This window comes from Ensifer sp. LC163, from assembly GCF_001695855.1.
GTDB lineage: Bacteria > Pseudomonadota > Alphaproteobacteria > Rhizobiales > Rhizobiaceae > Ensifer.
On the sequence record NZ_MBSS01000056.1, the window covers coordinates 111,720 to 125,779 of the forward strand.

Annotated in this window: 8 protein-coding genes; 6 read left to right on the forward strand and 2 right to left on the reverse strand. The window is 63.6% G+C overall.

The features are described from left to right. Positions 1-42 precede the first annotated feature (42 nt). Complete coding sequence (locus tag BC360_RS26860) at positions 43-1,074, reverse strand: trans-3-hydroxy-L-proline dehydratase (RefSeq protein WP_065797491.1); 1,032 nt, start codon at positions 1,072-1,074, stop codon at positions 43-45. Positions 1,075-1,352: 278 nt separating this feature from the next. Between BC360_RS26860 and BC360_RS26865 the strand changes: the two genes are divergently transcribed. The 3 genes from BC360_RS26865 (at position 1,353) to pbpC (ending at position 9,715) form a co-directional block, all read left to right on the forward strand. Further along, positions 1,353-2,018, forward strand: coding sequence for a GntR family transcriptional regulator (locus tag BC360_RS26865; protein WP_065784310.1), 666 nt, complete (start codon positions 1,353-1,355; stop codon positions 2,016-2,018). A 156-nt stretch (positions 2,019-2,174) separates the two neighbouring features. Continuing rightward, positions 2,175-7,625, forward strand: a complete 5,451-nt coding sequence (locus tag BC360_RS26870) for an alpha-2-macroglobulin family protein (protein WP_065797577.1) — start codon at positions 2,175-2,177, stop codon at positions 7,623-7,625. An 8-nt stretch (positions 7,626-7,633) separates the two neighbouring features. Next, a complete protein-coding gene (gene pbpC, locus BC360_RS26875; protein ID WP_065797578.1) occupies positions 7,634-9,715 on the forward strand; it encodes a penicillin-binding protein 1C in 2,082 nt (693 codons plus the stop codon). Positions 9,716-9,724: 9 nt separating this feature from the next. Here pbpC and BC360_RS26880 read toward each other — a convergent pair whose 3' ends face one another. Continuing rightward, a complete protein-coding gene (locus BC360_RS26880) occupies positions 9,725-11,380 on the reverse strand; it encodes a hybrid sensor histidine kinase/response regulator (protein WP_244512927.1) in 1,656 nt (551 codons plus the stop codon). Positions 11,381-11,570: 190 nt separating this feature from the next. Between BC360_RS26880 and BC360_RS26885 the strand changes: the two genes are divergently transcribed. From BC360_RS26885 to hpaH, 3 genes are all read left to right on the forward strand, one after another. After that, the gene (locus BC360_RS26885) at positions 11,571-12,230 is read left to right on the forward strand and encodes a response regulator (protein ID WP_065797493.1); all 660 of its coding nucleotides are present in this window, start codon (positions 11,571-11,573) and stop codon (positions 12,228-12,230) included. Between the two features lie 208 nt (positions 12,231-12,438). Continuing rightward, on the forward strand, positions 12,439-13,053 hold the full coding sequence (locus BC360_RS26890; RefSeq protein WP_065797494.1) for a LysE family translocator: 615 nt from the start codon (positions 12,439-12,441) through the stop codon (positions 13,051-13,053). 133 nt (positions 13,054-13,186) lie between these two features. Next, a complete protein-coding gene (gene hpaH, locus BC360_RS26895; RefSeq protein ID WP_065797495.1) occupies positions 13,187-13,990 on the forward strand; it encodes a 2-oxo-hept-4-ene-1,7-dioate hydratase in 804 nt (267 codons plus the stop codon). Positions 13,991-14,060: the final 70 nt, after the last annotated feature.

A 14,060-nucleotide genomic window follows, 5' to 3' on the forward strand; every position in this document is an offset into this window, starting at 1 on the left:
TTTTCAAGCGGAGAACCGCTTCGCGCCTTTCCTGTAAATGCTCTATTGCTTGCGCGGCCAGGTATCGGCAAGCCGGTAGCCGGCCGGCCACGGATCTGCCGGATCGAGCATCACCTGATGCGTGCCGGTGACCCAGGCGCGACCGGAGATTTCCGGAACGATGGCCGGATGTCCACCAACGGTCGTTTCGCCGACGATGCGGCAATCGAACGTCGAATCGATGATGGAGTGACCGACAAAACGTTGCCCAACCTTCATCTGTCCGCGGGCGTGCAGCACCGCCATGCGCGCCGAGCAGCCGGTGCCGGTCGGCGATCTGTCGAGCTTGGCCGGCTGAATCACCACTGTGTTGCGACCATGCAGGACGCCGTCGCGCTCTTCCACCGGCAGCGTCAGCTGGCAAAACGAAATATGGGCCCATTCCGGGTTTTCGGGATGTGAAAAGCCGAGCTGCTCGTTGGCTGCGCGGGTGATCCTGATGCCGGTCTCGGCAAGCTCGCGTGCCTCATCGGGAGTGACCGAAAAGCCGAGCGTGCGAGCATCGGTGATGACGAAGCTGTCACCGCCATAGGCGGTGTCGACGGTGAGCGTGCCGAGCCCTTCGACCTCAAGCTTGGCATCGAGCTTGCCGGCAAAGGACGGCACGTTGGTCACCGTGATGCGCTCGGCCTTGCCGTTGCGGCAGGCGGCGACGACATCGACCAGTCCGCCCGGTGCCTCCAGCACCATTCTGGTTTCCGGCTCCTGCATCGGGACGATGCCGCTGTCGAGCAGCACGGTCGAAACGCAGATCGAGTTGGAGCCGGACATCGGCGGCGTGTCCTCCGGCTCCATGATGATGAAGCCCATGGTCGCGCGCGGATCCTTCGGCGGCACCAGCAGGTTGATGTGGCGGAAGACCCCGCCGCGCGGCTCGTTGAGCACGAAATTGCGTAAGGTTTGATCCTCCGCAATGAAGCGTCGCTGCTCCCAAAGCGTCTTGCCCGGCGGCGGCGCGACGCCGCCGACGATGACATCCCCGACTTCCCCCTCCGCGTGGCAGGAAACAATATGAATGACCTTGCTGCTGCGCATCTCTCGCCTCCATGCGGCGCATGCGGACTGCATCCACATGCCATGCCTTGATATCTGCACGCCGACATTCAGGAGAACGGCTCCCTCGGCCACTAAAGGCCTGCAATAGCCGACGCGCGAATACTCATAGAAAGATTGGATCCAATATACAATCTGAAATATACGAAACTTTGTGCAAAGCCGCGCGCTCTGTTGCCCGGCCAAGGGAATGGACCTATGACCAGAGCCACGGCAGTTTCCGCGCTGCCAGGGACACAAGCCGCCGGGGTTTAGACGCGATGAAACTCGATGCCGTTGATGTCAGGCAAGCCGCTTCCGCAGCCGATATCGTCTACGAGGCATTGCGCAAGGCGATCATCGAAGGCGCGCTTGCCGAGGGGGAAAACCTGCGGCAGGACCAGATCGCCCAGATGTTCAACACCAGCCGCATCCCCGTGCGCGAAGCGCTCTCGCGCCTTGAGCAGCATGGGTTGATAACGACGCAACGCTACAAGGGCGCCGTCGTTGCCGGCCTCTCCATCGAGGAAATCGAAGAGATCTTCGAATTTCGCGCGCTGCTGGAGGCGGAGGTCATCCGGCTTGCCGTGCCCAACATGGATAGAAGGACGCTCGAGCTTGCCCGCAGGCACTGTGACGAGTTTGGCAAAGAATCCGATTCGGCCAAGTGGGGCGAAACCAACCGGAATTTCCACTACAGCCTCTATGAGGCTGCACGCCGGCCTTACTACCTGCAGATCGTGCGCGCCTCGCTCGACCGTATCGATCGTTATCTGCGCGCCCAACTGACCCTGACGGACGGCATGAAGCGCGCAGCGCGCGAGCATGAGGCGATCCTCGATGCCTGCACCAAGGGCGACGCCGAACTGGCCTCGTCGCTCACCCGGGACCATATCCTCGACGCCGGCCGCTCGCTCGTCGTTTTCCTGAAAGAACAGAGAGGCTAAGCGCGCTGTCGCAGTGCCGCCGTCATAGCAGGACGCATCGTTCGTTCTCGCGTAAATTGTCGGCCAACTCTTGGACGCCTCCGGTTGACAAGCCGTCTGGAACCTTGAGAAAGTGAACCCCTATCGAGACCGGCTGCGTTGGGAGGACTTATGTCTGTGCGCGCGTTTTTCGGCCTTTCCACTCTCCTTGTATCTGTTTTGGCCGCCGGATACCCCGCTTTTTCGGCCGAGACCGGCCGTCAGGTCGAGATCACCCAGGACGCTGATTATTTCGGGTTCGATCTTCGAACCGAGCAGAACGTCTCGCTGGATCAATGCGAGACCGCCTGTGTTGCGGACCAATCCTGCCGTGCATTCACCTACAATCCCAAGGTGAAATGGTGCTTCCTGAAGTCCGACTTCAACCAATTGAACGATTTTCCCGGCGCCATCGCCGGCAAGATCGTCCAGGCGCAGGCCGTGCAGCCGGACCTCGGCGCCCCACCGCGGCTTTCCTTCCTCTCCGACCAGATCCTTCAGGACGCACGCGACGCCAAGGCTGACCTTTCGCTTGCCGACGATCAGCAGGGCTTCGGCGTCAACAGCCTGATCGAAACGGCGCGCGCCCAGGCGGCCGGGGGCATCATCGACGGCGCCTTGAAGGCATTCCAGGGGGCGCTTGCGATCACCCCTGACGACAGTGAGCTGTGGCTTGAAACGGCGCGCACGGCAAACCGGGTCACCGGCAACACCGATGTCGCCACGCAAGCCGCCCTTGCCGCGATCAACGGCTACCAGCTGACGCGGACGGCTGAAAGCCGCGCTCATGCGCTGGCCGTTCTCGCCAAGTCGCTCGAAAACGCCGAAAACTTCCGCGGCTCGCTGAATGCCTACAAGGCCAGCCTCGAACTCGTGCAATCGAAAACGGTCGAGACCGACTACCTTGACCTCAAGGAACGCAAGCGCTTCCGCGTCATCGAAAACACCGTTGACGCCGATAGCGCGTCGCCCCGCGCCTGCGTGCAATTTTCCGAGCAGCTCATGAAGAGTGGCGCCGACTATGCCTCCTTCGTGACACTCGATGGCGCCGCCCCGAAGGCGGTTGAAACCAAGGGCGACCAGATCTGCGTCGAGGGGCTGTCGCACGGTCAGCGCTACAAGCTGACGCTGCGCACCGGACTGCCCTCGTCGGTCGACGAGGTGCTGGAAGCGCCCGTCAGCCTCGAAATCTATGTCAATGACCGCGCGCAGATGGTGCGGTTCACCGGCGACAGCTTCGTGCTGCCGTCGACGGCGCGGCGCGGTATCCCGCTTGTCTCCGTCAACACCGACAGCGCCAAGCTCAAGCTCTACCGCATTGGTGACCGCAGTCTGGCGCAGGTCCTGCAAAACTCGCAGTTCCTGACGCAGATCGACGGCTACAGCGCCCAGCGCATCGAGGATGAAAGCGGCGAGCTCGTCTGGCAGGGCACAATCGGCATCGACAGCGTGATCAACAAAGAGGTGGTCACCAGCTTCCCGGTCGATGAAGCGTTGCCGCAGCGCAAGCCCGGCGTCTACGTTCTGACCGCGGCGTCGGAAACCGGCGTCAGCCAGGACTGGGATGCCCGCGCGACGCAATGGTTCGTCGTCTCCGATATCGGTGTGTCGACCTATGCTGGCACCGACGGCCTCAACGTCTTTGCCCGGTCGCTCGCAACCGCCAAGCCGATCGAAGGCGTCGAGCTGCAACTTGTCGCCAAGAACAACGAGATCCTCGGCACGGCAACGACGGATGGCGATGGCCGCGCCACCTTTACCGCCGGCCTCATCCGTGGCACCGCCGCCCTGACGCCGGCAGTGATCACGGCCAAGAGCGGCGAAGACGATTTCGTCTTCCTCGACATGACAAGGGCCGGTTTCGACCTTTCGGACCGTGGCGTCACCGGTCGTGCCGCCCCCGGCGCGATCGACATCCTCGCCTGGACGGAGCGCGGCATCTACCGCGTCGGCGAAACCGTGCATGCGTCAGCGCTTGCCCGCGACGTCAATGGCGAGGCGATCGAGAACCTGCCGCTCACCTTCGTATTCTTGCGCCCTGATGGCGTCGAATACCGCAGGATGATCAGCGATGGCGGTAAGCTCGGCGGCCACACGCTCGATCTCGATGTTCAGGAAAACGCCATGCGCGGCACCTGGACGATGCAGATCTTCACCGACCCCAAGGCCTCGCCGATCGGCGAGAAGCAGTTCCTGGTCGACGATTTCGTGCCGGATCGCACGGAATTCGATCTGACCAGCGAGGCAAAGGAGATTGCTGTCGGCGAGCCGGTGCAGGTCGCGGTTGACGGGCGTTTTCTCTATGGCGCGCCGGCAGCCGGCCTCGAGCTCGAGGGCGAAGTGGTCCTCAAACCAACGCGCGAAAGCGCGGCCTTCAAGGGATATTTCTTCGGCCTCGCCGACGAGGAGGCGAGCGAGGAGACGCGCCTGCCGCTGGAAGAACTCGTGCCTCTCGACGACGAAGGCAAGTCGACCTTCGACGTCGCGCTGAGCGAAGTGCCGTCGACGACGCAGCTCCTCAGCGCCAATGTCACCGTGCGCATGCGCGAGGCCGGCGGCCGCGCCGTCGAGCGCTCCTTGACGCTGCCGGTGAAGCCGGAAGGGACGATGATCGGCATCAAGCCGGAATTTTCGGGCGACCTTCAGGAAAACTCCGTCGGCAAGTTCCGCGTGGTCGCCATTGACCCCGACGGCGCTAAGGCGCCCATGCCGGGGCTGCTCTGGAAACTGATCAGCGTCGAACGCAACTATCATTGGTACCGCGACGGAACCGCCTGGAAATACGAGCCGGTGGTCACCACCAAGCAGGTTGCGAACGGTACGCTCGACGTGACCGCCGATGGCGGCGAGATCGCCGTGCCCGTCGGCTGGGGCCGCTTCCGTCTCGAAGTTGAGACAGCCGCTCTGGACGGACCGACGTCGAGCGTCGAGTTCGATGCCGGCTGGTATGTCGCGTCGACGTCGACCGAAACGCCCGACGGCCTCGAAATCGCGCTCGACAAGGAAAACTATGCCGTCGGCGAGACCGCCAAGCTCAAGGTTTCGCCGCGTTTTGCCGGTGAACTGCTCGTGACCGTCGGGACGGAAGACCTGGTCACAACACAGAGCGCGACGATTGCCGCCGAAGGTGGCGAGGTCGATCTGCCTGTCACCGCCGATTGGGGTGCCGGCGCCTATGTGACTGCGACCCTCTTTCGCCCCGGCGACGCCCAGGAAAGCCGCATGCCGATGCGTGCGATCGGCATCAAATGGTTGGCCGTCGATCCGGCCGAGCGCAAGCTTGCCGTCACCCTCGAAGCGCCCGAAAAGACCGAGCCGCGCAAGCCGCTCGATATCAGCCTGCAGGTGGCAGGCGCCGGCGCCAATGAGGACGCCTATGTCACGATTGCCGCCGTCGACGTCGGCATCCTGAACCTGACCCGTTACGAAGCCCCGGATCCGGCGGCCTGGTATTTCGGCCAGCGCCAGCTCGGCCTCGAAATGCGCGATCTCTACGGGCGGCTGATCGATGGCTCGCTCGGGGCGACAGGAAAGTTGCGCACCGGCGGCGACGGCGGCCAGGTCGCGTTGCAGGGAAGCCCGCCCACCGAAAAGCTCGTGGCATTCTTCGAAGGCCCGGTGAAGCTCGACTCCGACGGCAGGGCGACAGTCAGCTTCGATATCCCGCAATTCAACGGCACGGCGCGCATCATGAGCGTCGCATGGACCAAGTCCGGCGTCGGTCATGCCGTCCGCGACGTCGTGATCCGCGACCCGATCGTGGTGACCGCGAGCCTGCCCCGCTTCCTCGCGCCTGGAGATCGCGCCGAACTGCGGCTCGATATCGCCAACACCGACGCCCCGGCCGGCGACTATCAGGTACAACTGACGACCAACGGACCGGCGACGGTGGAGCAGACCGGCCCCAGTGAAACGGTACGCCTCGAACAGGGTGGCAAGTCGGTTCTGACGCTGCCGCTGGTCGGCCAGCACGCAGGCGACGGGCTCGTCACCGTGCAGCTCACCGGGGCATCTGGGCTTTCGCTCGAACAGGCGCTCAACATTCCCGTGCGCCCGGCCACCTTGCCGGTCACGCAGCGGCAGGTGGTCAACCTCGCCGCGGGCAGCAGCCTGACGATCGACGGCCAGTTGCTGGCCGACAGCGTGCTCCAGGGCGCGTCGGTTTCACTGAGCGTCACCCGGTCGGCAGCCTTCGACATTCCCGCCATCCTGATGGCGCTCGACCGCTACCCCTATGGCTGCGCCGAGCAGACGACCAGCCGGGCGCTGCCGCTTCTCTATCTGAGCGAACTGGCGAAGCAGTCGGGCCTTGCCGATGACGGCGAGGTGACGAAACGGGTGCAGGAGGCGATCTACCGCGTGCTCTCCTACCAGTCGTCTTCCGGCAGTTTCGGCCTTTGGGGCCCGGGCTATGGCGACCTCTGGCTCGATGCCTATGTCACCGACTTCCTCACACGCGCACGCGAACAGAAGTACGACGTGCCGGAGGCAGCGATGGTGCAGGCGCTCGAAAACCTCCAGAACGGCCTCGGCTACGACACCAATGCCAAGGATCGCGGCAACGAGATCGCCTATTCGCTCTACGTACTCGCGCGCAATCGCAAGGCCGCCGTCAACGACATCCGCTATTACGCCAACACGCTGATCAACGATTTCCCGACGCCGCTGGCCAAGGCTCATATCGCGGCGGCATTGGCGCTCTACGGCGATGCCCAGCGTTCGCAGGAAATCTTTGCGTCCTCTGCCAACATGTCGACGGGCCTCGTCAATGTCAGCCTGTCGCGTTCCGACTATGGTTCTTCTCTGCGCGACGATGCAGCCGTCCTGGCTCTGGCCGCGGAAAGTCGTCCTGTGCCGCCGATGATCCCGGAACTGTCGAAGGTCGTCGCCCGGCAATGGGAGCAGAAGAAATACACCAGCACCCAGGAACAGGCCTGGATGCTGCTTGCAGCCCGCGCGGTTCAGGGCGGTGACGAGGACATGCTGCTCGACGTCAACGGCGCGTCGAAGACCGGCAGCTACGCCGCTCGGATGACCGGTGATGCGCTTCTGTCTCATCCGGTGGTGATCAGGAACGAGGGGGCGGACGCCGTCTCTGCCGTGGTCACTACGGTTGCGGCCCCAGCCCAGCCGCTGTCGGCCGGCGGTGACGGCTTTGCCATCGAGCGCACCTACTACACTCTTGATGGTACTGAGGCCAATGTCAGCCAGGCCAGGCAGAACGAACGCTATGTCGTGGTGCTGAAAGTCACGGAAACCAACGACTGGCCCTCCCGTGTGCTTGTTTCGGACCTGCTGCCGGCAGGCTTCCAGATCGACAACCCGAGCCTTGTCGACAGCGCCCAGCTGACGAACTTCGAATGGCTCGGTGAGATCACCGCGACGCATACGGAATTCCGTAACGATCGCTTCGTCGCCGCCTTCGACCGCGCTAGCGGCGACAGCCGTGAGCTGACGCTTGCTTACGTCGTCAGGGCGGTGAACCCGGGCGTCTACGATCATCCCGCCGCAAGCGTCGAAGACATGTACCGGCCGCAGTTCTCGGCACGCACCGCAACCGGGCGCATGGAGGTCCTGGCAGCCCAATAGGCCTGATGATGTCGATAAGGCAAAAACTACTGATCGCGATCCCCGCCGGCCTGTTGCTGGCGGGGCTGTCATCCTTTGCGCTCAACAAGGCCGATCAGGCATTTCCGCCGCCACTGGAGGCGGCCGGCATCGTGTCTCGCGAGGTCCTCGACATCGACGGCCAGTTGCTCAGGGCCTTTGCAACGCCTGACGGTCTCTGGCGGTTGAAGACGACTGTCGATGACGTCGATCCGCAGTTCCTGCGGATGTTGGTCGCCTATGAGGACCAACGGTTTCGCGAGCACGCCGGCATCGACTTCCTCGCGCTTGGCCGCGCCGCGCTGCAGTTCGTCACCAATGGCCGCATCGTTTCCGGCGCCTCCACTCTTTCGATGCAGGTGGCGCGGCTGATCGAACCGCGCGAGCAGCGAAGCATCGCCGCCAAGCTGCTCCAGATTGCCCGTGCGATCCAGATCGAACGCCGGCTTTCGAAGAACCAGATTCTCGATCTTTATCTGACCCACGCGCCCTATGGCGGCAATCTCGAGGGGGTGCGCGCAGCAAGCCTTGCCTGGTTCGGCAAGGAGCCGAAGCGCCTTTCTGTAGGCGAAGCCGCACTGCTGGTGGCACTGCCGCAATTGCCGGAAAGGCGCCGGCCGGATCGCAATCATGCGGCGGCCGAAGCGGCACGCGAGCGCGTTTTGACCCGCATGGCCGTTGCCGAAGTGATCGGCGAAGGCGAGGCGGAGCGCGCGGCGATGACGACCGTTCCCACCCGCCGCCTCCAGTTGCCGGCCTATGCCGCCCATCTGGCAGAAGCAGCGTTGCGCAAGCAGCCCACGGCCGTGCAACATCACACGACGCTGCGCCGCAACGTCCAGCGCGGCCTCGAGGCGGTTGCGCACGACGGCGCCGCCAAGCTGGGCCCGAGGGTGTCCGTCGCCATGATCATGGCCGACGCGCGCACGGGCGAGATCATCGGCGAAGTCGGCTCGGCCGACTATTTCGATGCAAGCCGCTCGGGCTGGATCGACATGACGCGGATCACCCGCTCGCCCGGCTCGACGCTGAAGCCCTTCATCTACGGTCTCGCCTTCGAAGAGGGGCTGGTCAGCCAGGAAACCATTATCGAGGATCGTCCGGCCGACTTCTTCGGCTATCGGCCGCGCAATTTCGACATGAGCTACCAGGGCGACGTCAGCGTGCGACAGGCGCTGCAACTGTCACTCAACGTACCCGCCATCCGCCTGCTCGATGTCGTCGGCCCTGCCCGGCTGATGGTGCGGTTCCGCCGTGCCGAGGTGAAGCCAGTGCTGCCGGCCGGCGAGGCTCCCGGATTGGCGATCGGCCTGGGCGGCGTCGGCCTGACGCTGCGCGATCTCGTGCAACTCTACGCGAGCCTTGCCAATCGCGGCTTCCCGGTGCGGCTCGGCGATGGCATCACCGACACGGCCGGGTTGATCGACGGGGAGCCGCTGCTGTCTGCCGTTTCCGCCTGGCATGTCTCTGATGTGCTCTCCGCCGTCCTGCCGCCGGCGGGAAGCCGCCAGCGCGGCATCGCCTACAAGACGGGCACCAGCTACGGCTACCGCGATGCCTGGTCGGTCGGCTACGACGGCCGTTATGTCCTCGGCGTCTGGGTCGGGCGGCCGGACAATGGCGCCGTTCCGGGCCTGACCGGCTATGGCGCAGCCGCGCCCATTCTCTTTCAAGGTTTTGCCAAGTCCGGGTTGCCCGTCACGCCGCTGCCGGATGCGCCGTCAGGTGCCGTTCGCATCTCGCAGACCGAGCTGCCGATCAGTCAGCGCCGTTTTTCGATGACAGCGAGCGGTCTCGTCAACGCTTCGGCGCGCGAGCCCGCCCCACAGATCGTCTTCCCGCCGGAGGGCGCGCGCGTCGAACTCGGCGTCGGCCATGAGACCTTGTCGCCATTGACGTTGAAGCTGCAGGGCGGCCGCGCGCCCTTCCGGTGGCTCGCAAACGGCAGGCCGCTTCCCGACCCCACCCGCCGACGGACAACTCAATGGCAGCCGGACGGCGCCGGTTATTCCACCCTCACGGTTATCGACGCAGTCGGGCGGGCTGCCAGCGTCCGGGTCTTCATCGAATAGGGGTAAACCTCATTCGGCTGCGGTTTTGCGTGCCTCGCTCAACAAGGCATCGATTGCCTCCTGTAGATGTTCGGCATCGACCGGCTTGTGCAAGAGATGATGGCCGCTGGTGCCGACCTCGCGCAAGCGTGCCGGAGAGGTATCTCCTGAAAGCACGATGACGGGTACGGGGCGACCGAGATAGGTCACGACTTCACCGATTGCCTCCAAGCCGGTTCGCCCGCCGGCGAGCCGGTAATCGCTAATGACCAGGTCGATCGGCGTCGGCCCGCGCCGGGCGGCTTTGGTATGATTGCGGCAGGCCTCGGCGGCGGAACGACCGGGATAAACACTATAACCGAGTGTTTTCAGAAGCAGGCTCAACGCATCAAGCGCATCGCGCTCGTCATCGATCACAAGGATGCCGCCAAGGCGAGGCGTTGCAGGCTTTGCCGGATCGCCCCGCCCCTGCAGAGGCACAGGCGCGGCCATCGGCAGCAGCACCGAAAACATCGACCCGCGCCCTTCGACGGAGCGCACCCGGATGGGATGGCCCAGTAGATCGGCCATGCGCTGAACGATGGCAAGCCCGAGGCCGAGGCCCTGTGCCCGGTCTCGGGCCGGGTTTTGCAGTTGCACGAACTCCTCGAAGATCGTTTTCTGGTCCTCCAAGGGAATGCCGATGCCGGTGTCCCATACCTGGATTTCGATCGCGCCGTTGCAACGGCGGCACCCGAGCAGCACGCGACCGCTCCTGGTGTAGCGGAACGCGTTGGAAACGAGGTTGTCGAGTATACGCTTCAGCATCATCGGATCGGTATGGACCCAGACATCCGTCATGACGACCTGCCACTCCAGGCCCTGCCCCTTCGCGAGACCGGTGAACTCCTCCCGCAGATCCGTCAACAAGCGCCCCAACGCCAATGGTTCGCGCGCGACTGTCACGACGCCGGCGTCGAGCTTGGAGATGTCAAGAAGTGCGTCGAGCAGGCCGCTCAGATTGCCGATCACCGAACGCGCCCGACCTGCGAGATCGCGGGCATCCGCGGCGGTGACATTGCCGTTACGGCCGAGCGCCGCGAGGGTGGAAATGAACAGGCTCAACGCGTGTATCGGCTGGCGCAGGTCGTGGCTGGCAGCCGCGAGAAAACGTGACTTGGCACGATCGGCCGATTGGGCGCGGTCCCGCTCTTCCTGCAAGCTGCCGATCAGCGCCAGATTCTCGAAGCGCAAGCGCACCGTCTCGGCGATCGAACGGTAGGTCACCCGGCTGTAGTAGAGATTGACCCCGACAAGGCAGAGCGTGAAGACGAGATAGATATCATAGATCGCGCCCTCCCCCATGAAACAGCGAAACGCAAATGGCAGCAGCATCCCCAGCAGCGAGCCGGCATAGGCCGGTGGAAATGCCGAGAGCGATGGCACGGCCCCGCAGGCAAGCCCCGTGACGACGATGCAGACGAAGGCCAGGGCGTGCGGCTGCTCCGGCAGGAAGGCAAAAGCGGCGAGCATTCCCCAAAGAGCACTGGACGACCACGACAAAACCGCGAAGCGCCACGCCCATCTGCGCCAGTTCGCATTGCGCTCGGCTTGAGGACTGCGGCGATAGCAGCGGTCGAGAATGATGCGTGCCATTGTCAGCGCGTAGAGGGCAGCGATCCATCCCTCAAGCAAGTCTGACGGCACCCACTCCTTCAGAACGTAGGCAACCGGTAGTGGAATGGCAAAATTTGCGAACAGCACCGCGTAAGATTGACGAAATAGTAGTTCTATCAGGAGAGGTTGCAATCGCTCACGCTGTTCCATTGCGCCGCCTCTGCTCGCCGGACTGGTTATCGTTGCCGACAATTGCTGATTTCAATGAAGGATTGCTTACATGTCGAAGGCCATCACCGTCACCGTTGCCGACGACCACGCCATCGTGCGCGAAGGCTTGAAGATGCTGCTTTTGACGATGGAAGGCATATCGGTGGTTGGTGAGGCCGCTGATGGCGAAGCCGTACTGGCGCTTGCCCGGAGCGAGCCGGCAGACCTTCTGATCCTCGATCTCGGCATGCCGGGTGTGGCAGGCATCCAGTTCATTGCCGACCTTCGCGCGATCGCCCCAAGGATGAAGATCCTGATACTGACCGCCAATATCGAGCCGCGAACGGTTCGCGCCGCCATCGATGCCGGCGCCAACGGCTATCTCACGAAGAATGGCGACCCTGCCGAGCTTGCCGCTGCGGTTGACGCGCTCGGCGCCAACGAAATCTACCTCGCACAATCGATACGTTTTGCAGTCAGCGACCCGGAACGACAGACACTGCCCGCCGCCAACGACGAAGCGCTTTCGCCCATTCCTCTGACCAGGCGCGAAATGCAGATCCTTTCGCTCGCAGCACAGGGCCTGACGGCGCGCGAGATTGCCGAGCGGCTTGGCATCAGCCCTCTCACTGCACGCAAGCACCGCGAAAACCTGATGCGCAAGCTGAGCCTGCATAGCGCCGCCGAGATCGCCGCCTACGCGGTTCGCATCGGCCTGCCCATTGGCTGAAATCCGCATGCTGCGCGTGCTCCATCGGTGACATTCCCTTAACCACCCCATCTTTAGCCGCAGGTTTGCGGCTCCGAAATACGGCACCTGCCGTATGTCGCCAAGGCACAACCAAGCGTAGTTTTCTGCCGGCTCGATTTCCGGACTGACCGGGTCGAGACGAATGCCGCACTGCCCGAGGAGCAGCCGGCAAACCGGAGGAACTGCGATGCCCTCGATCGAGCACTGGATTTCGTTTACGGTCGCCACGGCGATCTTTGCCTGCATGCCGGGGCCAGCCATTCTCTATATGACCGCCCAGACACTGGCCCATGGGCGCAAGGCCGGTTTTCTGGCAGCTCTCGGCATTCATATCGGTTGCTATGTGCATATCGCAGCCGCAACCCTCGGGCTTGCCGCCCTTCTCAGTCACGCACCGTTTGTCTACGCAGCGATCAAACTCGCCGGCGCCGTCTATCTGGTCTGGCTTGGCGCCACGATGCTGCTCGGCATCGGCAAGCATGGCGGCCATAAGACGGACACCGGGCCGGGCGTGTTGCGCGACAGCATCCTCGTCGAAATCCTCAACCCGAAGACCGCGTTGTTCTTCGTGACGTTCCTGCCGCAGTTCGTCGATCCGGCAGCGGCGATGCCGGTCTCGCTGCAGTTTCTGGTCTTCGGCATGCTGGTCAATCTGGCGTTGTCGGCCGCTGATGTCGCAGCCGTGTTGCTCGCATCCCTCACCCTTGGCCGTTTCGCTGGCGGCCAGAGCCGGCTGGTCCCGCGCGCCTGCGGTTCCATCCTCATCGGCCTCGGCATGATGCTGGCAACGCAGTCCGTCTGACGCGAGGCGTCTTGCAACCAAGCCTTTCCTATCCCGGCTGTTTCGGCGATGATATCCAGGCCTTGAACGCTCGAAACCCTTCGGATGCCCATCGCAAGGCCATGGTTGCGTCCATGCGAGAGGAAGCGGTCGTATGCTCAGCCCTGCCGAGATTTCACAAGCAGCCGAGAGTCTTCACCAGGCCGAAGTCGATCGCAGCCAAATCGGCCTATTGTCCCTCAAGCATCCCGGCATGACGATAGACGACGCCTATGCGGTTCAGTCCGCCTGGGTCCGGCGCAAGCGGGACCTCGGCCGGCGGATCATCGGCTTCAAGATCGGGCTGACTTCGAAGGCCATGCAGCAGGCGCTGAACATTGACACGCCGGATTCCGGCGTGCTGTTCGACGACATGCTGTTCGAGGATGGCGCCACCATTCCCGCCGATCGGTTCATCCAACCCCGAGTAGAAGCAGAAATCGCCTTCGTGATGAAGGCGCCGCTCAAGGGGCCGCGCGTCACCGTCCTGAACGTGCTCAACGCGACCGACTTCGTCATTCCTGCCTTGGAGATCCTTGATACCCGCATCGTCAGACGCGATCCGGAGACGCAGCAGGCGCGGGGCATCGCCGATACGATCGCCGACAATGCTGCAAATGCCGGGCTGATCCTTGGGGGACGACCGATGCGGGCCGACGCGGTCGACATGCGCTGGATGGGCGCCATCGTCTCGCGCAACGCCGAAGTCGAAGAAACCGGACTGGGCGCCGGTGTTCTCAACCACCCCGCCCGCGGCATTGCCTGGCTTGCCAACCGCCTGGCGCAATATGGCGACGCGATCGAACCGGGGCAGATCGTGCTCTCCGGTTCGTTCGTGCGTGCGGTGGAGGCACGCAGCGGCGACACTTTCGTTGCCGATTTCGGCAACCATGGCACAGTCGGCTGCCACTTCGCCTGAAGCGCCGCCTGACCAAGCGGCACCAATGCGTTAGAGCGTTTCCGGTCTAAACGGAATCGCAGAAACGCTA